This window comes from Lactiplantibacillus modestisalitolerans, assembly GCF_005405425.1.
Classification (GTDB): domain Bacteria; phylum Bacillota; class Bacilli; order Lactobacillales; family Lactobacillaceae; genus Lactiplantibacillus; species Lactiplantibacillus modestisalitolerans.
In genome coordinates, this window is record NZ_BJEA01000017.1 from 24,392 (window position 1) to 45,723 (window position 21,332).

Sequence of the window (21,332 nt, forward strand, 5' to 3'; positions counted from 1 at the left end):
TATAATGAATTTAATCAAACTTTAGAGAAAGGAGCTTGCTGGATGGAATACGTTCCGCTTCAAGTTTTAAGCACCTATAGCTTACTACAAAGTACAAGTACGATTGATGAGTTAGTTCAGACGGCGAAGCAACAGGGGTACCAGGCATTAGCGTTAACTGACGTGGATGTGATGTACGGGATCGTCGATTTTTACAATGCCTGTAAGCGAGCTGCCATCACGCCAATTCTGGGTTTAACCCTCAACGTTGGCGGAAAGCAACTGACAACGCAATCGTTTAGTTTAGTGGTTTTGGCGAAGGACCAGGCCGGCTATCAAGCGTTGATGCGCTTGTCGACATTCAAGCAGACTGCCACCGCGGCGGCGCCCTTAACGCTCGACCAAATTTTACCGGAACTAGGCCATTTAGTCGTGATGACGCCCGCCCGCGATGGTGAACTGAACGCGTTACTAATGCAACGAGCGACTGACCAGGCCGTTGACTGGTTGCGGGCGCTTCAAACCGCCGTGGATCCGGATAGTTTATACCTAGGAATTTCCGCGGACCAAGCGCCGGCGATGCGAACGACCTTAGTTGAATTTGCACGGCAACAAGCGGTGCCCGTTGTGGCACTTGATCCGGTCGACTATGTTCAAGCTACGGATTATTTTGCCGTTTCGGTGCTCCGTGCGATTGACCGGGGGCAGCAAATCGACCACCCGGAAACGTTGCAAGGGATTGCGGGGGCGCACTATTTACGGCCGCCGGAGACGGTTATTGCGGATTATCAGCGGTTAGGGTTATTAGAAGCAGTTCAGGCAACGACCGCGATTTGTAAACAGTGTCAGGTTGATTTGATTTTTCAGGCGCCGCAACTTCCTAAATTTCCAACACCACAGCAACAGCCGGCAAACACCTACTTACAGCAACTGTGTGAAGCTGGCCTGACCGCGCGTTTAAAGCAGTTACCAGCGTCAGTCGACGTTAGCGCCTACCGTGAACGTTTATCCCGGGAACTTCGGGTCATTGACGAGATGGGCTTTGATGACTACTTCTTAATTGTGTGGGACGTGATGAACTACGCCCACCGGGCTAATATTATGACGGGACCTGGACGGGGCTCGGCCGCTGGCTCACTGGTGGCCTACGTTCTTCGAATTACGGACGTTGACCCCCTGGCCTATAACTTACTCTTTGAACGCTTTTTAAACGCCAAACGCGCGAATATGCCCGATATCGACTTAGATATTCCGGACAATCGTCGTGAACAGGTTCTTAATTATGTTCATGATAAGTATGGTCATGATCGGGTGGCTCAAATTATCACGTTCGGGACGTTGGCGGCCAAGCAGGCGTTACGGGACGTTGGCCGGGTCTTTGGCCTTTCGACCTTTGAAATGCGCGATTGGAGCGGCGCGATTCCTAACCAACTGCACATTACCTTGGCAGAAGCTTACCAAGCATCGCGACCCCTTCAAAACCTCGTTGCGGATTCTGAGAAAAACCGGTTACTATTTGAAACGGCCCAACGACTTGAAGGACTGCCCCGGCATTATTCGACTCACGCGGCTGGGGTCGTTCTGAGTCAAAAGCCATTAATTCAAATCGTTCCCCTCCAAGCGGGGAGCGAAACGATGATGATGACCCAGTATACAAAGGATACGGTTGAAGCGGTGGGGTTGTTAAAAATGGACTTCTTGGGGTTACGAAACTTGTCGTTATTAGCAAGTGCCCTCCACTATGTTCAGCGTCAAAATGGGCAACCGTTGGCAATCACTAAAATTGACCTTAATGATCCCGCCACGTTAAAATTATTTCAAGCGGGGGATACGACTGGGGTTTTTCAGTTTGAATCGGCCGGAATTCGCAACGTTTTACGAAAACTCCATCCCGATAACTTTGAACTGGTTGCGGCGGTTAACGCGTTGTACCGGCCCGGCCCGATGGAAAATATTGGGCACTTTATTGCGCGCAAGCAGGGCCAGGAGGCGGTCAGCTATCCCGCTCCGGCGTTAGCGCCGATCCTTGGGCCCACGTACGGCGTGTTGGTTTATCAAGAACAAGTCATGCAGGTTGCCGCGGTCATGGGTGGCTTTAGTTTGGGCGAAGCCGATTTGCTACGGCGCGCAATGAGTAAGAAAAAGCGGACCGTTATTGATCAGATGCGGACACAGTTTATTCACGGGGCCGAAGCACAGGGGTTTGATGCGGCGGTTGCAACGCAGGTTTATCAATATATCGAACAATTCGCAAATTATGGCTTTAATCGCTCACATGCGGTAGCTTATAGTAAGATGGCGTTTGAGTTGGCTTACTTGAAGGTGCATTATCCGGGCGCGTTTTTTACGTCGTTAATGAATTCGGTCCTGGGTAACGGTACTAAGCTTAAACAATATCTGGCAGAAGCCAAACAGCACCACGTGGCCATTGTTGCGCCGGATATTAACCGAAGTGGTCAATATTTCGACTGGGATGGTCACCAGATTACCTTTGGACTTAGCTCTATCAAGGGGCTGCGTCGAGATTTTATTCAGAGCGTTGTGGCCGAGCGGGACGCAAATGGTCCCTTTAAGAATTTGCAACAGCTGATGCAACGCTTGGATCCCAAGTGGCTTAAAGCAGAGCTGATGACGGCCCTAGTTTATGCGGGGGCCCTGGATCACTTTGGGTTAAACCGGGCAGAGTTGTTAACAATTGTGCCTGAAATGATGTCTAGTGCGAAGTTGGCTGGTAACAGCGTGAGCCTATTTGAGTCATTGGCGCCGAAAACGAAACGGCAACCCGACCTTTCGTTAGACGAGCGGTTGACGAAGGAAGCTGAATATTTGGGGGCGTACGTGTCTGGTCACCCGGTTGAACAGTACCAGTGGCTAGCACGGCAGCAGCGAACACAGTTAGTGAGTTCACTTGGTCGAACTGACCGGGCCACTTTACTAGTTTACGTGACCAAGGTGAAAACCATTCGCACGAAACGCGGCCAGCCGATGGCGTTTGCGACTGCTAGTGATTTGTCCGGCGAGGTTGATTTTACGATCTTTCCAAGAACGTATCAGCGTATTCAGGATGACCTGCAAACCGGAGCAATCGTCGTCGTGACGGGTAAAGTCGAGCAGGAGCGGGGGTTGCAGGTGATCGTGGACCGCTGGCAACTTGCGAATACGTTCCATAAGCCGAGCGGCCAACTCTTTTTACGGCTCCAAGCGGCGCAGGCGACGCCAGAAGTTCAGAAGCAGATTTTGCGCTTACTACAACGGTTTCCAGGGCCCAATCCCGTTTTGATTTATTCGGTCCGTGATCACCGGACCGTTGAATTAAATTCGCGGTACTGGGTCGCTGAAAATGAAAAAATGTTTGGAGCGCTTACAACGTTATTAGGCCGCGATAATGTCGTCATGAAGAACGTCAGCCCTTGATGCACCGGGGTTCGTTAGCGCATTTTTATTTGCGAAAATAACGGACATTCGCTGTGAAAAGTGTTAGAATCACATATGGAGTTACGAACTCAATTTATTGCCTGAGGTGAAGAAATGAAACGCATTGGTATTTTAACTAGTGGCGGTGACGCTCCTGGTATGAATGCAGCAGTTCGGGCCGTTGCGGGTAAAGCAATGGCCGAAGGATTGGAAGCATACGGTATTAACTACGGCTTTGCTGGGTTAGTTGCTGGTGATATCCATAAAATCGAACCGGCAGATTTGGATGGCGTGATCCAACGCGGCGGGACGATGCTTTATTCAGCCCGTTATCCAGAATTTGCACATGAAGAAGGTCAGTTGAAAGGAATCGAACAATTAAAGCGGTTTGGAATTGACGCGTTAGTTGTCATCGGTGGCGATGGTTCCTATCACGGTGCTTTGCGCCTGACAGAACACGGCTACAACACGGTCGGTCTTCCAGGAACGATCGATAACGATATTCCTTACACCGACTTTACGATTGGGTTTGATACGGCTGTTAACACTAACGTTGACGCCCTTGACCGAATTTACGATACGGCACATAGTCATGATCGGACGTTCGTTGTCGAAGTAATGGGCCGTGGCGCTGGTGACGTTGCCTTATGGGCTGGGGTTTCAATTGGTGCAACCGCCATTGTTGTTCCCGAAATTGATTGGGACATGGAAGCCATTGCCAATAAGATTAAGCACAACCGGGCAAATGGTCACCGGAGTAACTTAGTTGTCTTAGCTGAAGGTGTCATGGGTGCCGATGAATTCGTCAAGAAATTGTCTGAATACGGTGACTTTGACGCCCGGGGGAACACGATTGCCCACATGCAACGTGGTGGCCACCCAACGGCTAAAGACCGGGTTCTAGCAAGTAAAATGGGTAGCTACGCCGTTGAACTCTTACTTCAAGGTAAGGGTGGCTTAGCTATTGGGGTTCAAAACAACCAACTTGTTAGCCATGATATTACAGATTTATTTAATTCCAAGCACCACGCAGAATTAACGCTTGATAAGTTGAATAACGAAATTTCATTCTACTAATCGTTATATTCTGACTGCTTGTAACTACTGATAAAAATGACGTTAATGTCTTTTTATAAAAAACTTTCAAGGGAGAGATTTTTCTTATGAAAAAAACCAAGATTGTTTCAACACTTGGTCCTGCCAGCACCGATACTGACACTATTGTTAAATTAATCGAAGCCGGCGCAAATATTTTCCGCTTCAACTTTTCACATGGTGACCATGCTGAACACTTGGACCGTTTAAACAAGGTTCACGAAGCTGAAAAGATTACGGGTAAGACTGTTGGTATTATGCTTGATACCAAGGGTGCTGAAATTCGGACGACCGTTCAAAAAGACGGTAAGTCTGAATACAAGATCGGTGACAAGGTACGGATTACCATGGATGATTCATTAGAAACCACTCATGATAAAGTTGCCGTTACCTACGATGGCCTCTTTGATGACGTTCACGTAGGTGGTCACGTCCTCTTCGATGATGGTTTATTAGACATGAAGATCGACGAAAAAGACGAAGCTAACCGCGAATTGGTTACGACCGTTCAAAACGCCGGTGTTTTAGGTTCACGTAAAGGGGTTAACGCTCCTGGCGTATCCATCAACTTACCTGGGATCACTGAAAAGGACTCAAGTGATATTCGCTTTGGTTTGGATCATGAAATTAACTACATTGCGGCTTCCTTCGTACGTAAGCCTCAAGATGTTTTAGATATTCGTGAATTGCTTGAAGAAAAGCACATGGAACACGTTCAAATCTTCCCTAAGATCGAATCACAAGAAGGTATCGACAACGCCGATGAAATTCTTAAGGTTTGTGACGGTTTGATGATTGCTCGTGGTGACATGGGTGTTGAAATTCCAGCTGAAAACGTACCGTTGGTACAAAAGAGCTTGATTAAGAAGTGCAACGCCTTAGGGATGCCAGTTATCACGGCTACTCAAATGTTAGACTCAATGCAAGAAAACCCACGCCCAACGCGTGCCGAAGCATCTGACGTTGCCAACGCTGTCTTTGACGGTACTGACGCAACCATGCTTTCTGGTGAAAGTGCTAACGGTCTTTACCCAGTTGAATCAGTTGCCATGATGGCTAAGATCGACCAAAAGGCTGAAAACACCTTAGCCGAAAACGGGACTTTACAATTAAACCGTTTCGATAAGACGAGTGTTACTGAAACTATCGGGATTGCGATCGCACGGGCTGCTAAGAACTTAAACATCAAGACGATTGTTGCTGCGACTGAATCTGGCTACACTGCTAAGATGATTTCGAAGTACCGTCCAAATGCTGATATCTTAGCAATTACCTTTGACGAACGGACTCAACGGGGCTTAATGGTTAACTGGGGTGTTCAACCAATCGTGGCTGACAAACCAGAAACTACCGATGACATGTTTGACTTAGCTGCTTCAAAGGCCGTTGAACTTGGCTTTGCTAAGGAAGGCGACTTAATCTTGATCACTGCCGGTGTGCCAGTTGGCGAACGCGGTACGACTAACATCATGAAGATCCAATTAATTGGTTCTAAGTTAGCTGATGGTCAAGGTGTTGGTGACGAAACGGTTATTGGTAAAGCCGTAATCGCAACATCTGCTCAAGAAGCAATCGACAAGGCTGTTGAAGGCGGCATCTTAGTTACTAAGACGACCGACAAAGACTACTTACCAGCAATTGAAAAGTCAAGTGCTTTAGTTGTTGAAAATGGTGGTTTAACTTCACACGCTGCCGTTGTTGGGATTTCAATGGGAATTCCTGTTATCGTTGGTGTTAAGGATGCAACGACCGTTGTTGCCGATGGTCAATTGATCACCGTTGACTCACGTCGTGGGATCGTTTACCGCGGTGCTTCCAACGCGCTTTAATCTGAATTTAAATTCAATCAAGAAAGTCGTCGCTTTGCGACGGCTTTTTTGTATGCCGTTGCTGGCGGCAATTTCAACACTAATTGGTACAGAGCCAATCTTTAAAGGGGGGCGTTTGTGAGCCAATTTTCTGGTATAGTTATCGTAACTTAAGTAGATTGGAAGGATAGTAATGAATTGGCAACAATGGTTTCAACCGCAGATCATTGAACGCGGCGAAGCGTACGCTCAGGAGGGTGCGGTCGAAGATTTGCAAGTTACGGCGACCGGACTAACCGCGACCGTCGATGGTCGGCTACCGTATCAAGTGCAACTTGAAATTAGTGGTGATGAGTTGGTTGCGGGGCATTGTACTTGTCCCTACGCGGCTAATGGCCGCTACTGTAAGCACATGGCGGCCGTGCTGATCGTTGCGGAAAGCCAGCGGCCGGCAACTGCTCAGGATCTCGTTGCCAGGGTTCCTGAACAGCAATTACGGGCGTTTGTCCGGCGGGCGTTACGAGCTGATGCGGGGTTACGCCGCCGTTTTGATCGGCAATTTAAGCCGCGCCAATCAGCAGCAACTAATCAATTAGCATCCTACCAGCAGGAAGTGGATGCTTTAATAGTTGGGGCTACGGACTATCAGGGCTTCATCGATTACGATGCGGCTACTGATTTTGAAGTTGAGGTGCAAGCTTTTCTTGATGATGAAGTGAGGAGCTTGATTGAACGGCGGCAAGGCTTACTTGCGGCCCAAGTATTGCTGATGTTGCTGACTAAGTTGGAGCACGTCGAAATCGACGACTCAGATGGCGAGTTATTATTAATTTTTTCGGGCTGTGAGCTCCTACTTGACCGGTTGGACGCGGTTTGTGATCCGCAAACGGAAGCCCAAATGGTACCAGCCATTTGTGACGTACTCCGCCAATCGCCGACAATCATTGCTGAGCCCTTGGAAGACTGGCTATTTAAGTACTTTAAATCACCGGCGGCCCTAGAGTTAAAATGTCAATTTGTCGCGGAGCGGCTGGCAGCCGCGCACCAATTGACGGATCAGTTTGAGCGGGATTGGCATTGTAAGCACTGGGCAGTTTTATACTTAGAAATACTAAAAGAATTAAACGTCGCAGAAACGCAAGTGCTGGCATTTTGTCGACAAGAGTTATCAATTCCAGAAATTCGGTGTACTTACGCGCAGTTATGTCTTCAGCGTGGTGATGGTGAACAAGCGATTCAAACTTTACAGGCAGGCAAGCGGGAGGATCCGGAGTACTTAGAATTTAAGCGGCAATTAGCCACCACTTACCAGCAGCTTGGCCGGTTGACCGATGCCCAGCACGAATGGTTTGAACTCTGTACGCAGCCCGATCAACCGGATTTAGAAGACTTCAAGGCCTTAAAGGCGACTTATCAGTCCGCGGAATGGCCACCTGCACGTAAGCAGTTATTTCAAGCACTAAGGACGCGGCCACGGCAGACACTAGCACCGCTATATGCGAACGAAAAAATGCTCAAGCCACTATTAAAAGTGGTGCTCAGCACACCCGGATTAGAACTTGCGGACCGCTATGGTCATCTGCTGAAGGGGCGGTTTTCGGATCAATTACTTGCTAAGTATAAGCAGGAAGTTCAAATAATGGCCCAACCAACTGGCCGTCAGTACTATCGGCAAGTCGCCCGCGTTTTCGACCAAATGCTGACGTATCCAGCTGGTCAACTTGTTATCCGTGAGCTCATTACGAAGTGGCGGGTACTTTATAAACGGCGGACGGCCATGGCAAGGGAGTTACAACGCTTTGGTTGGTAAGACCGGCGCAAGCTCACAATTATCGCGGCGCTTTAACGTGAGCGCGTCACAATCCGGGAGCGGTTTAGGACTCCTTGGCGCTAGCCGCTCAGGATTACGAACCTGGTCGGGATTTTTCAGGGGAGAATTACCGGGAATCCTCGTATTTTCGGGCGTTTTCGGTTACAATTAATAACACGTGAGGTGACATATGGAAAGTTGGTTATTTTTAGGAGCAATTTTACTGATTGCTTGGTTAGGAAAAAACCAGTCGTTGCAACTAGCAACGGTCATCGTGTTATTAATTAAATTAATTCCGAATACAAGTAAATTATTAACGACGATTGGACAAAAGGGCATTAACTGGGGGGTAACGGTGATTACCGTTGCAATCCTGATCCCGATTGCGACCGGTCAAATTGGGTTTCGTGATTTATGGCACGCCTTTAAATCACCGGTTGGCTGGATTGCAGTTGCCTGTGGGGTGCTCGTTTCGGTACTGTCTTTTCACGGCGTGGGCTTACTTTCAGCCACGCCCGAAGTGACGGTGGCGCTGGTCTTTGGGACCATCATGGGAGTTGTCTTATTAAACGGGATCGCGGCCGGTCCGATTATTGCGGCCGGAATCACGTACTGCATTATTCAGGTCTTACACCTGAGTTTGACGTAATTTAGAAGGAGCTAACAAAATGGATAGTATTATTGGGACCGTCGTTACGGCGAAAGTTACGGACGAAAACGAGGACGCCTACTTTGTTCAAGTCAATGGTGAAACCTTGTGGGTCGATAAGGCCGAACCCGAAAAGCCACTGCATATTGGTGGGTTATACGAGGGCTTTGTTTACGAAAATGAAGATCACCGCCTGCAATTGACCCGGCACGTCCCCGCAATTTCATTCGACCACTATGTCTGGGGAACGGTTGTCCGTACTCGTCACGACTTGGGCGTTTTTGTGGACGTTGGTCTGCCAAATAAGGACTTGGCCGTGTCACTGGATGAGCTCCCAACGATTAGTCGGCTCTGGCCTAAAAAAGATGACCGCCTATATATCAAGTTAGCGCGTGATAATAAGCAGCGCTTATGGGGAACGTTAGCCGATCAAGCTGAATTTGCGGCGCTGGCTAAGCCCTATGCGCGGGAAGCGGTTAAAAACGCGGACGTTCAGGCAACCGTCTTTCGGCTGAAAATGGCCGGTACGTCCGTGATTACCGATGAAGGCTACCTCGGCTTTGTTCATCCGTCAGAACGCAATCAGGAACCGCGCCTAGGTGAGCACGTTAAAGCTCGGGTCATTGGGCATTTACGGGATGGTGAACTTAACCTATCCTTGAAACCGCGGGGCTACGAAGAAATTGGCGACGACGCACAAATGCTTTTAGCCATGTTACAACGTCAGGCGGATCACCGACTCCCTTATTGGGATAAGAGTGATCCAGAAGATATTCGCCAAGCGTTCGGGATTAGTAAGGGACAGTTCAAACGGGCCGTTGGTAATTTACTAAAACAACGCTTAATTACGCAACAACCGGGAGAAATTCAATTGATCGAGGCTGATCATGACGAAACCGACGATTAATCAACGGATGCAGGACCAGCTTGCTGACTACCTGCATTTTTTGCGTGTGGAACGCGGGTTGGTCACCAACAGTATTAAGAGCTATGATCAGGATCTAAAAGCCTTTAATGCGTACTTGGCGACGCAACAATTGACGGATTACCAACAAGTTGATCGCTACGTTTTACTAAATTATTTACAAGTGTTAGATACGGCTGGAAAATCGCGTAATACGATCATTCACAGCGTGTCTAGTTTGCGTAAATTTTTTCAATATTTGGCGCAGATGCACCTGATTACTAGTGATCCGACGTTGAAAATTGATACGCCCAAGCGTGCCCAACATTTACCGCAAGTGTTGTCGCCGCATGAAGTGGAAGCACTTTTAGCCGTTCCCAAGGTTGAGACCCCACTGGGGCTCCGGGACCGGGCGTTATTAGAAGTGATGTACGCGACCGGTTTACGGGTCAGCGAAACGATTGGCCTAAAATTAGACGACCTACACTTGGACCTCGGTTTGATTCAGACGATTGGTAAGGGGGATAAGGAGCGGATTATCCCAATTGGCGACGTTGCGAGTGATTACGTTAACCGCTATTTACGGGACGCCCGCCCGAAGCTCGTCTCAGCTAAACGGCGCAACACGTATTTGTTTTTAAACAATCACGGTGGTCAGCTAACTCGCCAAGGAGTTTGGAAAAACTTAAAGGCGCAAGTGCGGGCAGCTGGAATCAAGAAGAACGTGACCCCCCATACGCTCCGCCATTCGTTTGCGACCCACATTTTGGAAAACGGTGCGGATCTACGGGTGGTACAAGAATTGTTGGGGCACGCCGATATTTCAACCACTCAAATTTATACCCACATTACGAAAAAACGATTAGCGGAAGTTTATAACAAGTATCATCCGCGAGCTTAGGCTTACGGATTTATTGGTCAACAGATTGGAGGGACTCCGGAATGCTCGTCAAGTATCGTAAAGATTATGAAAAGGTCGCGATGGGTTTGCTGTCATTCGTCCCTGAATTTAAGGAACTGACCCATTTAAAGACCGAAATGCAATGGTATCAAGCAACGGATGATCACCAGTTACTACTCTGGCGGCAAGCGGATGGTGACTTTAGTGGCATTATTGGAATTGAAATTGGTTCCGATTTTATTCTCGTGCACCACGATTCGTTATCGCCCGAAGAGCGAACGGCGGATAATCAGCAACAAATGCTCGATGAATTAGCCGCGTTATACCCAACGAAGCGGATCATGGGGACGTTAGATATGGCCCCGATTATTGGTGAATGGGAGCGAAAGCGTGACAAACAACGATCAAACACAGCCGATTACGATTAAAATTTCGGAGTTTGAAGGCCCCCTTGACCTTTTACTCCATTTAATTCGGCAAAATAAAATGGATATTTATGATATTCCAATTGCCGCAATTACGCAGCAGTACTTGGACTATTTACATTCGATGCAGCAGTTAAAATTAGACATTGCTGGGGATTACCTGGTGATGGCGGCCACGTTGATGACCATTAAAAGTCGTTATTTACTGCCGCAGCCAGAACCGGAGGACGATTTGGACGCGGATGAGGCGGAGGATGATCCCCGCGATGCCTTGGTCGCCCAATTATTGGCCTATAAGGTTTATCAGGAAGCGGCCGGTGAATTGCGCGTTAAGGAGCAGGCTCGCCACCAGCATTTTACTCGCGCGGCAATGTTAGTCCCTAAGGACGTGGCCACGCCGCAGTTAACGGCGGGAATTACGCTTGACGACTTACAGTCAGCATTTCGGCAATTAGTTGCCAAACGTCGTCGAGCGCGTCCCTTGACGAAAACCGTAACGACGGAAACCATCAACATTGACGAACGGATGACCCAAATTAAAACGCGGGTTGCAGGCGCCCCCCAGGGGGTTAATTTTGCGGACCTCTTTGAAGTCACGGCTAGTGATGAAATGTTGGTCACCACTTTTATGGCCGTGTTAGAATTGACCAAGCAGGCCCAGCTAGTATTGCGACAAACGGCCCAATTAGGGCCACTGTATTTATATCAACGACGGGATGGACAGCATGACGAACATTGAACAAATTGAAGGCTTATTATTTGTCGCCGGGGATGAGGGGATTACGTTGGCCGAAATGGTCCACGCGACCGGATTTGCCAAACCAGCGATTCAAACGATGGTCACGACGCTTGCTGAAAAGTATCGGCAGGACGAGCAGTGCGCGTTAACGATTTTATCGACGGAAAACACCTACCGTTTGGCCACTAAAGCCGCGGTTGCACCGGTGTTGAAGCGGTACTTTGAAGCGCCCCTCTCAACAAGTTTATCCCAGGCTTCATTGGAAGTACTGGCAATCATTGCTTACCGGCAGCCGCTGACCCGAATCGAAATTGATGAAATTCGGGGCGTGCAAAGCGGTTCGACAATTCAAAAATTAGTTTTACGACAACTAGTGACCGAAACGGGGCGCTTGAACGAACCGGGACGGCCAATCTTATACGGGACGACCGAGTTGTTTCTGGATTACTTTGGCTTAAAGTCGTTGGATGATTTACCGGCGATTGACGTTGAAGCGTTACAGGACCCGACCAACGGGGCGCCCGAAACGGACTTATTCTTAACGGCGTTTCAAGATAAGTTAGATAATTCAACCACAGATCGTGAGGAAAAATAATGGCAGAACGATTACAAAAAGTGATGGCGGAAGCGGGGGTTGCTTCCCGCCGCAAGTCGGAAGTCTTGATTACTTCCGGGCACGTTAAAGTTAACGGGAAAACCGTAACGACACTGGGCGTCAAAGTTGATCCTAGTGATCAAGTTGAAGTTGATGGGGCCCCGTTAAACGCGGAAAAGCACGTTTATTACTTGTTTTACAAACCGCGGGGCGTGGTAACAACGGTCCACGACGAGAAGGGCCGCAAGACGGTCATGGATTATTTTAAGGATGTGCCGGAACGCATTTACCCGGTCGGCCGCTTAGATTATGATACGTCGGGATTACTGATCATGACTAACGACGGGGCCTTAGCTAACCGGTTGACGCACCCGAAGTACGAAGTAAAGAAAACGTACCTGGCTAAAGTCGAGGGCGTGCCAACGAACGCGGACTTGAAGCAGTTGCGGCTCGGAGTTGAAATTGATGGTCGGAAGACGGCGCCCGCTAAATCGAATTTGTTAGATAGTGATCATAAAAAGAACAACGCGCTTGTACAATTAACCATTCACGAAGGCCATAACCATCAAGTTAAGAAAATGCTGGCGGCGGTTGGCCATCCGGTCACAAAGCTGAAGCGCGAACGCTACGGTATTTTAGATTTGCAAAGCTTACAACCGGGTGAGTACCGGAAATTGAAGCCGATTGAAGTAGGCAAGTTAAAAGGTGAACGATAGGGCTTGCATTTTATAACTAAAGTGCTTAGAATATAATTGTAAAAATAAATAACTGGTTCATCTTCAGGGCAGGGTGCAATTCCCGACCGGCGGTTATAACCCGCGACCTATGCTGAAGCATAGTGATTTGGTGCAATTCCAAAGTCGACAGTAAAGTCTGGTATAAAGAAGATCGAGCTTATTTGGCATTAATCGCGAAATAAGACCGCCCGGATGACAGTCAGTGTTATCGAGCGGTTATTTTTTGTGAAAAAGTGTCAATACGGTTCATTGAAGATGACCCATAGGAGGATGCGTTATGCAACAATCAACGTTACGCCGACTCGTGGGCATTGCCTTACTCGGCGCGTGTGCTTATATTTTAATGTTAGTAGAGTTCCCAATTCTACCGGTTGCACCGTGGATGAAGATTGACTTTTCTGACATTCCGATCCTAATTGGCCTGTTCCTGTATGGAATGGGGGGCGCGTTTGTGATTACCTTAATTAAATTGGTTCTGCACTCAGCGATGATGGGTTTTGCAATCTACGATTTAATCGGTTCGTTTGCAAGTTTCCTGGGCTCCGCCGTTTTAATTATTGCGTTCGCGCTGGTACTCCGTTACTTCAAAGGAGCATCTAAGTGGCGGATGCCGTTAGCAATTGGTATTGCGACAATTGGGCTAGTGATTATCGAGTCGCTGGCCAACCTGACGTTTGTGTTGCCGTTTTACCTCCAGGTCATGGGCATGAAGCTTAGCATGTCACTCAACACGCTTGTCCTGGTGGCGGTTGTTCCATTTAACCTGATTAAGGGGCTCCTCGTGGGCAACGTCTTCTGGTTAGTTTATCAGCGACTGGCAAAGTGGCTGGGGAATCATAACCAATTAATGAGCCGGGTTTAAAAAAATAAAAGTTAGAGCGTGTGCCAGAAGTCGGCTGACTTTTGGCGCACGTTTTGGCTATTAACATTCAGAAACACGCAAAAGGCTGTGACTTATGTCATGGCTTTTTTTGATTTGCACGCGTTACTCGCGGCTTAGTTGCGAGCGGCCACTCGACAGTGCTATGCTTAAACGCGACGAAAGGGGAGAACGGCCATGTTTACGGATTATGTTTTGCTGATGTTTACGACCGCGCCCCGGCGAGCGAAGGCGGTTTTTAACGTGCTACGGGGACGCCGGACAGTTTCGACGCTGTTTGCGGGGTTAACCTACGGCTGCTTGGACTTATTAGATGGTTGGCACGGGGTGGCGTTAGACCGCTTTTTAGTGGCGGCGGATCAGTTGGTCAAGGATGAGTTACTGACAGCGCCGCGGGAGGGCTATTTACAACTAACGCCGGCGGGGGTTCGGCGTCAACGGGAATTACGACAAACGCGGTACTGGCCCACGGCGTGGCGGGAATTTCAAACGGCCGACGTTCGGCGTTTTACGCAGGTTAGTCGACTCGCGTTACAGGTGGGCTCCGAGGCGGTCCACGGACAGTCGCGCTATTACCCCGTAACGACTAATCCCAGCATTCAAATCCGTGTTAAAAAGTGGTTTCGCCCCTGGGCAGCCAGCGAGCTGGGGCCGGCGCTCTATGCTAGCTTGCACGCTTTTTTAGCCAGTCTAACGGTGGCGCAGGCGGAAGTGTTTGTCAGGAGCTTGACGGGGTTTGAACATCCCGGCCAGACGGACCAACAGTTGGCTACCGAGCAAAAGCGGTTACCAGTGGAAATGCTCGTGATGCGTAAGGATTTAATGTGTCAATGGGTGCGCTGGCTAAAAGCTCATCCGCAGGACCCTCTCTGGCCGCTTCTGGCCCCGTTGGTTAAGACGAGTGCGGTCAGTAAAAGTGCCCAACAAACGTACGCGGCTTTCTTGCAACACGGGACGTTATCAGAAATTGCGACGGTGCGCCACCTAAAATTGAGTACCGTGCGTGAACACCTATTAGAAGTGGCCATCTTGACCGCCGATTTTCCGTTTGCTCGCCTACTATCGGATGCCCAGTGCGCACAACTCGCAACCATTTTTGCGGCTGACCCTAACATTGCCGACTGGCAATTTAGCACGGCACAGGCGCAAGCTCCAGATTTAGATTTCTTTGAATTTCGGTTGTATCAAATTATGAGGTGTCAACATGCCTAAAACCTGGACTAAAGCAGAACTTAGACAACTATTAAAACGTAAATATGGTTTTGATCAGTTTCGTCCTGGTCAATTACCGGTTATTCAAGACTTGTTAGCGGGGCAAGACGTTTTGGCGGTGTTACCAACCGGGACGGGTAAATCGTTAATCTACCAGTTTGTCGGGACGGTACTGCCCGGAATTGTGGTGGTGGTCTCACCACTCATTTCGTTAATGCAGGATCAGGTCGCCCGGTTAAACTACCAAGGCGAAAAAGCCGTTGCGGCCTTAACTTCCCAGGTGGACTACGGTGCGCGATTACGGTTGCTCGGACAATTAAACCGCTTAAAATTTCTGTTTGTTTCACCGGAAATGCTTGGTCAGCCGGCGGTGCTCAGCGCGTTACGGGCAACGCCAATTAGCTTGCTCGTAATTGACGAGGCCCACTGTATTTCAACCTGGGGACCGGATTTTCGGCCGGACTACCGGGACCTGGGGCACTTGCGCCACCAACTCGGTGATCCGCGCACGCTGATGTTGACCGCCACGGCGACGGAGCAAGTCCAGCACGACATTGTCTCGCTGCTTGCGGTTCCAACGGCCCACCGGGTCATTTATTCCGTTGATCGACCGAACATTTATTTAAGTGTCGCACAGTTAGAAAGTGAAGCCGCTAAACGCGAGCGCTTACGGCAGTTACTAACGACGGTCACCGGACCCAGTATCGTCTATTTTAGCTCAAAACGTCAGACCGAATTGATCACGGATTGGCTTCAAACTGAGACGACGTTACGGGTGGCCGCGTACCATGCGGGGCTTACCGCGGAGGACCGTTATAAGGTTCAACAGCAGTTTATGGCGGGGGACTTGGACGTGATTTGTGCCACGTCAGCGTTTGGAATGGGCATTAATAAGGGCGATATTCGGATGGTGATCCATTACCACCTACCGACTACGCTAGCCGACTATGTTCAAGAAATTGGCCGGGCCGGTCGGGATGGTCAGCAGGCGGTGGCGGTGATATTGTACGTTCCTGGTGATGAGAACTTGGTTCGGAATTTAAACGCACTAACGGCGGCGACGCCGAGTGAGATTGAGCAGTCTTATCAGCGTTATCAGGCGCAGCCGAACCGAACAGTTGATTCAGAAATGGAGCGGGTCTTAACGGCTTACTGGCAACGGGGGGCCACGGTTGCTGCCGTGACCACTCAGTTTGCCAACCGACAGCTGGCTAAGGAACGGGAATTGCAAAGCCTGTTGCAGTACGTGACCACTAAGGATTGCCGGCGAGCCTTGCTATTGGCCCATTTTAAAGAGCAAGCACCGCAGCACACGGCTAGTTGCTGTCAATTGCCGGGCGAACCGCTACCCGTGAAAGCGCTTGGATTAGACCGTGCGCAGGACGTTAAACTGGCGCCTCCAAGCGGCTGGGAGCCAACGCTTGCAAAGTTGTTTTTACCAAATTCTTAAAGAAATCAGTCGGCGGTTATGGTACAATGTTGGTTGAAAGTTTTTTGAGGAGGAACACCCTATGAGTCAAAAGAATGATGATAAACAGTCACAGGAGACCAAACCCTGGGACAAAACTTTTGAAGACGATCGGGATGACTCGGGCAATTTATCGCGAACTCAAAAACGTAAGCAAGACAATAGCAACTCAACCTTAACCACGGTGTTAGTGGTTTTAATTTTGTTGCTCGCCTTAGCGCCAATTGGTTATTTTTTGGTGAAAAAGAATTCGCTTAATAATCCGCAACAGACCGAACAAGTCGCCAGTTCTAGCTCGCGTAAGTCAACTAGTGTCGCTGATCGGGCGGCTTCTAAAGATTCTGCGAGTCAGAAACGGGCTAGTGCCGCTTCAAAGAAAAAGGCGGCGGCTAAACGTTCTAGCTTAGCCGTTGCCAGCTCCAAAAAAGCCGCCAGTTCTAAAAAAGCTGCGAGTACTCAATCTGAAAGCAGTTCAGCCGCCAGTAGTAGCAGTAGTAGCTCAGAATCTGGAGAAAAGTACGTCACGGTAGAGGCCGGTCAAGGCGTTTACCGGGTCGCAACTAATGCTGGTATTTCAGTTGATGAATTGTTAGAATTAAATGGTTTGTCTGCTAATAGTACCATCTCGGCAGGGCAGCGGTTACGTGTCCGTTAAAAAACACGATTTTGGGAAATTGCGAGGGTAGAATCATGGCTAAGCAAGCACTACAAGTGGCCATCGACGGCCCCGCATCGGCTGGTAAGAGCACCGTAGCCAAACTCGTTGCAAAACAGTTTGGCTATATTTATGTGGATACCGGTGCGATGTACCGGGCAGTCACTTACTGGTCAATGCAACATAACGTCGAACTAACGGATGAGGCCGCCGTTACGGCAGCCATGCAGTCGTTAAAAATTACGTTTAAGCCGGGTGATCCTGATCAGCTTGTTTTTGCAAATCAGGAAGATATTACGACGGCAATTCGGCAACCGGACGTGACCAATAACGTTTCAACGATTGCGGCGTTACCCCGTGTTCGGGAAATCTTAACGGAGCATCAGCGGACCATGGCGGATGCTGGTGGCATCGTGATGGATGGTCGCGATATTGGAACGACCGTTTTACCGCACGCGGAAGTGAAAATCTTTTTGGTTGCTTCGGCGGCTGAACGGGCTAAGCGGCGCTACGCAGAAAACATTCAAAAGGGAATTGAAACGCCCTTGGCTCAACTACAAGCTGAGATCGAATTACGGGATCATAAGGACTCGACCCGGAAAGTTTCACCGTTAACACAAGCACCGGATGCAATCTTAGTTGATACGACCCCGTTGTCGATCGATGAAGTGGTTGCAACCATTGCGGAAATTATAAAAAAACAAAGTTCAACAATCTAAAATTGCATAACTTAATGCTTTTAGCTAGCTTTTCATTGCATTTTCAGCTATGATATAGGTTAGAGTTATTGTTGACAGGAGGAAATTTGCATGAGTGAAAACGAAAATAGTCAAAATGAGAAAAAGGAACTCTTGGACGCTTTAAACAGCGTCGAAGAAGTTAACGTCGGTGACGTAGTTAAGGGTGAAGTCTTAGCTATCGATGACGACAAACAAGTTATTGTTGGGATCCAAGGTACCGGTGTTGAAGGGGTCGTTCCTTTGAAAGAACTTTCAACGCAACGGGTGAACGATGTCAACGAAGTCGCTAAGGTTGGCGACATCTTAGACTTGGTTGTTATTTCTCGGATTGGCAGCGATAAAGAAAACGGCAGTTACTTACTGTCACATCGTCGCTTAGAAGCTCGCAAAGTTTGGGACGATGTTGAAAAAGAATACGAAGCAGGTCATACGATTAAAGCTCCGGTAACGCAAGTTGTTAAGGGCGGGTTAGTCGTTGACGCTGGTGTTCGTGGCTTCATCCCGGCCTCAATGATCGATGATCACTACGTTGAAGATTTAAACGCCTACAAGGGTCAAGAACTTGAACTTAAAATTATCGAAATTGAACCAAGCGAAAACCGCTTAATCTTATCGCACCGTGCAGTTGTTGAAAAGCAACGCGAAGCACAACGTCAAGAAGCATTGAAGACGTTACAAGCTGGCGAAACGGTTGAAGGTAAAGTTGCGCGTTTGACGAACTTTGGTGCCTTCGTTGACCTTGGCGGGATTGATGGGTTAGTTCACGTTTCAGAAATTTCATTCGAACGGGTTGAAAAGCCTAGTGACGTCTTGAAAGTTGGTCAAGAAGTTAAGGTTAAGATCTTATCTGTTGACCCAGATCGCGAACGGGTTTCCTTATCAATTAAGGCGACCTTACCAGAACCTTGGGATGGCATTGAAGAAAAAGCCTCTCAAGGTGCCGTCTTAGACGGAAAAGTTAAACGCTTGACGAGCTTCGGTGCCTTTGTCGAAGTCTTCCCTGGCGTTGAAGGTTTAGTACACATTTCACAAATTTCACACCAACACATTGCAACGCCAAACGACGTTTTAAAGGTTGGTCAAGAAATCAAAGTGAAGGTCTTAGACGTTCGCCCAGACGACAAGCGTTTAGCCTTATCAATCAAAGCTTTGGAAGAAAAGCCACAAGCTGCTGAAGGCGAAAACGAAAACCGGAACGAACACCGTGGTGGTAACAACCGTCGTCGCAACAACCGCGACAACCGGACTGCTAGTGAACGTTCAACGGCTAACGCCCCAGAAGAATCAACTGGCTTCACTTTAGGTGATTTGATCGGTAATGAATTGAAGAACGCTGAAAACAACAATGACAAAAACTAATCATTGATTGCCTGAAAAATACCCTTCAAGCTAGCCTTGAAGGATATTTTTTTATCACAAACAGTATATTATTAGATACGAGGAGGAATTAGTATGGCGAAACCAGTTGTTGCAATTGTCGGCCGGCCCAACGTGGGTAAATCGACGATTTTCAACCGGATTGCGGGTGACCGGATTTCCATCGTGGAAGACACTCCTGGCGTTACTCGGGACCGGATCTATGCAAATAGCGAGTGGCTGGGCCAATCGTTTAGCTTGATTGATACCGGTGGGATCGACATTGTTGACGCCCCGTTTATTAAGCAGATTACCCAGCAGGCCGAAATTGCGATCGACGAAGCCGACGTCATTATTTACCTGGTCAGTGTTCAGGAGGGCGTCACCGACGCTGATGAACACGTGGCGCAGATTTTATACCGGTCAAATAAGCCGGTTGTCCTTGGTGTGAACAAGGTCGACAATCCCGAATTACGGTCAGAAATTTATGATTTCTATTCCCTTGGATTTGGCGATCCGTACCCACTATCCGGTGCCCACGGGCTGGGCCTCGGGGATTTATTGGATGCGGTGATTAAGAACTTTCCCGATAAACAGGGGGAAGATGAACCGGGGACGATTCGTTTTAGTTTAATTGGTCGGCCCAACGTCGGTAAGTCTTCAATTGTGAACGCGTTACTGGGCGAGGACCGGGTCATCGTTTCGGACGTTGCCGGGACCACCCGTGACGCAATTGATACGGCCTTTACTGATGAAAGTGGTAGCCGGTTCGTCATGGTTGATACGGCCGGTATTCGTAAAAAAGGGAAGGTCTACGAAAATACGGAGCGTTACAGTGTGATGCGGGCCCTAAAAGCCATTGATAATAGTGACGTGGCCCTCTTCGTGATCAATGGTGAGGAAGGCATCCGCGAGCAGGATAAGCGGGTTGCGGGGTACGCGCACGAGGCCGGGAAAGCGATCATCATCGTGGTCAACAAGTGGGACCTAGTTAAAAAGGATAACCACACCATGCAGGAGTTTGAAGCCTACATTCGTGACCAGTTCGTTTACCTTAGTTACGCGCCAATCATTTTTGTTTCGGCGAAAACGAGTCAGCGCTTGGAACAACTCCCAGCGCTGATTAAGAAGGTGCACACGAACCATACCCGGCGGATTCAGTCGTCCGTCTTAAATGACGTGATTATGGACGCAATTGCGATGAATCCTACGCCGAGTGACAATGGGAAACGGCTCCGCGTTTACTACGCGACCCAGGTGGCGATTCAACCGCCAACCTTCGTTGTTTTCGTGAACGATCCCGATATGATGCACTTTTCGTACGAACGGTTCCTCGAAAATCAAATTAGAAACGCCTTTGATTTTACCGGAACACCGATCCACATGATCGAGCGGCAACGAAAGTAGTCTAAAGCGCGGTAAATCAGCATTTTAGCATAATCGATTGTGCTTGTAAACGATTAAAACTTTTTCGGCTAATTTTAGTCAAAAACCTTAAAAAAGCTTGCTATTACAGCATTCCTATGCTATCTTTGATGAAGAAATGATGCTTGTTATCGTTTCTCTCATTTTTGGACCACTCAAAAATGATCATCTGGATGTACGTCTTTGAAAAAGTGACTTCTACATCTTTACTCTGTAAAGGGGAGGTGAATCAAACATGGCAAACAAAGCTGAATTAGTTAACAACGTTGCTGCGGCAACTAACTTAACCAAGAAAGACGCAACCGCTGCTGTTGACGCAGTCTTTGCATCAATCCAAGACACTCTTGCAAAGGGTGAAAAAGTTCAACTGATCGGATTTGGTAACTTCGAAGTACGTGAACGTGCTGCTCGTAAGGGCCGTAACCCACAAACTGGTGATGAAATCCAAATTCCTGCAAGCAAAGTACCTGCATTTAAACCAGGGAAAGCTTTAAAGGATGCAGTTAAATAAGCAATACCGAAAGTGTTAACTTTTGAGCC

The 21,332-nt window shown here is 48.5% G+C and carries 19 protein-coding genes and 1 riboswitch; all 19 genes read left to right on the plus strand.

Annotated elements, in window-relative coordinates; translation table 11 throughout:
* Positions 1–42 precede the first annotated feature (42 nt).
* Positions 43–3,393 carry a DNA polymerase III subunit alpha gene (gene dnaE, locus FFM79_RS10185; RefSeq protein WP_137643374.1) on the plus strand — a complete coding sequence of 1,117 codons (3,351 nt, stop codon included), beginning with the start codon at positions 43–45 and terminating at the stop codon, positions 3,391–3,393.
* 114 nt (positions 3,394–3,507) lie between these two features.
* Positions 3,508–4,470: a 6-phosphofructokinase gene (gene pfkA / locus FFM79_RS10190; protein ID WP_137643375.1), complete on the plus strand. Its 963-nt coding sequence runs from the start codon at positions 3,508–3,510 to the stop codon at positions 4,468–4,470.
* 86 nt (positions 4,471–4,556) lie between these two features.
* Positions 4,557–6,317, plus strand: coding sequence for a pyruvate kinase (gene pyk, locus FFM79_RS10195; protein WP_137643376.1), 1,761 nt, complete (start codon positions 4,557–4,559; stop codon positions 6,315–6,317).
* 172 nt (positions 6,318–6,489) lie between these two features.
* The gene (locus tag FFM79_RS10200) at positions 6,490–8,106 is read left to right on the plus strand and encodes an SWIM zinc finger family protein (protein ID WP_137643377.1); all 1,617 of its coding nucleotides are present in this window, start codon (positions 6,490–6,492) and stop codon (positions 8,104–8,106) included.
* A 190-nt stretch (positions 8,107–8,296) separates the two neighbouring features.
* Positions 8,297–8,755, plus strand: coding sequence for a DUF441 domain-containing protein (locus FFM79_RS10205; RefSeq protein ID WP_137643378.1), 459 nt, complete (start codon positions 8,297–8,299; stop codon positions 8,753–8,755).
* 19 nt (positions 8,756–8,774) lie between these two features.
* Positions 8,775–9,662, plus strand: a complete 888-nt coding sequence (locus tag FFM79_RS10210) for a CvfB family protein (RefSeq protein WP_137643379.1) — start codon at positions 8,775–8,777, stop codon at positions 9,660–9,662.
* A gap of 7 nt (positions 9,663–9,669) precedes the next feature.
* Entirely contained in the window at positions 9,670–10,560 is an 891-nt protein-coding gene (gene xerD, locus FFM79_RS10215) for a site-specific tyrosine recombinase XerD (RefSeq protein WP_137643423.1), read from the plus strand.
* A 41-nt stretch (positions 10,561–10,601) separates the two neighbouring features.
* Positions 10,602–10,988, plus strand: coding sequence for an N-acetyltransferase (locus tag FFM79_RS10220; protein WP_137643380.1), 387 nt, complete (start codon positions 10,602–10,604; stop codon positions 10,986–10,988).
* Positions 10,951–11,724: a segregation and condensation protein A gene (locus FFM79_RS10225; RefSeq protein WP_137643381.1), complete on the plus strand. Its 774-nt coding sequence runs from the start codon at positions 10,951–10,953 to the stop codon at positions 11,722–11,724. Before FFM79_RS10220 ends, FFM79_RS10225 begins: the two co-directional genes overlap by 38 nt.
* Complete coding sequence (gene scpB / locus FFM79_RS10230; protein ID WP_137643382.1) at positions 11,711–12,319, plus strand: SMC-Scp complex subunit ScpB; 609 nt, start codon at positions 11,711–11,713, stop codon at positions 12,317–12,319. Before FFM79_RS10225 ends, scpB begins: the two co-directional genes overlap by 14 nt.
* Positions 12,319–13,035: a pseudouridine synthase gene (locus tag FFM79_RS10235; protein WP_137643383.1), complete on the plus strand. Its 717-nt coding sequence runs from the start codon at positions 12,319–12,321 to the stop codon at positions 13,033–13,035. Before scpB ends, FFM79_RS10235 begins: the two co-directional genes overlap by 1 nt.
* Positions 13,036–13,090: 55 nt before the next feature.
* A riboswitch (FMN riboswitch) is annotated at positions 13,091–13,212 on the plus strand.
* A 121-nt stretch (positions 13,213–13,333) separates the two neighbouring features.
* Positions 13,334–13,918, plus strand: coding sequence for an ECF transporter S component (locus FFM79_RS10240; protein ID WP_137643384.1), 585 nt, complete (start codon positions 13,334–13,336; stop codon positions 13,916–13,918).
* Between the two features lie 195 nt (positions 13,919–14,113).
* The gene (locus tag FFM79_RS10245) at positions 14,114–15,148 is read left to right on the plus strand and encodes a YpbB family protein (RefSeq protein ID WP_137643385.1); all 1,035 of its coding nucleotides are present in this window, start codon (positions 14,114–14,116) and stop codon (positions 15,146–15,148) included.
* Positions 15,141–16,598 (plus strand): RecQ family ATP-dependent DNA helicase, encoded by a 1,458-nt coding sequence (locus FFM79_RS10250; RefSeq protein ID WP_137643386.1) that lies wholly within the window; start codon positions 15,141–15,143, stop codon positions 16,596–16,598. The genes FFM79_RS10245 and FFM79_RS10250 overlap by 8 nt, the downstream gene beginning before the upstream one ends.
* A gap of 61 nt (positions 16,599–16,659) precedes the next feature.
* Positions 16,660–17,271 carry an SAG1386/EF1546 family surface-associated protein gene (locus FFM79_RS10255; protein ID WP_137643387.1) on the plus strand — a complete coding sequence of 204 codons (612 nt, stop codon included), beginning with the start codon at positions 16,660–16,662 and terminating at the stop codon, positions 17,269–17,271.
* 35 nt (positions 17,272–17,306) lie between these two features.
* Complete coding sequence (gene cmk, locus FFM79_RS10260; RefSeq protein ID WP_137643388.1) at positions 17,307–17,990, plus strand: (d)CMP kinase; 684 nt, start codon at positions 17,307–17,309, stop codon at positions 17,988–17,990.
* Positions 17,991–18,080: 90 nt separating this feature from the next.
* Positions 18,081–19,370, plus strand: a complete 1,290-nt coding sequence (gene rpsA, locus FFM79_RS10265) for a 30S ribosomal protein S1 (protein WP_137643389.1) — start codon at positions 18,081–18,083, stop codon at positions 19,368–19,370.
* Positions 19,371–19,463: 93 nt separating this feature from the next.
* Positions 19,464–20,774, plus strand: a complete 1,311-nt coding sequence (gene der / locus FFM79_RS10270; RefSeq protein WP_137643390.1) for a ribosome biogenesis GTPase Der — start codon at positions 19,464–19,466, stop codon at positions 20,772–20,774.
* Positions 20,775–21,027: 253 nt separating this feature from the next.
* Positions 21,028–21,303, plus strand: a complete 276-nt coding sequence (gene hbs, locus FFM79_RS10280; protein WP_003640587.1) for a non-specific DNA-binding protein Hbs — start codon at positions 21,028–21,030, stop codon at positions 21,301–21,303.
* Positions 21,304–21,332: the final 29 nt, after the last annotated feature.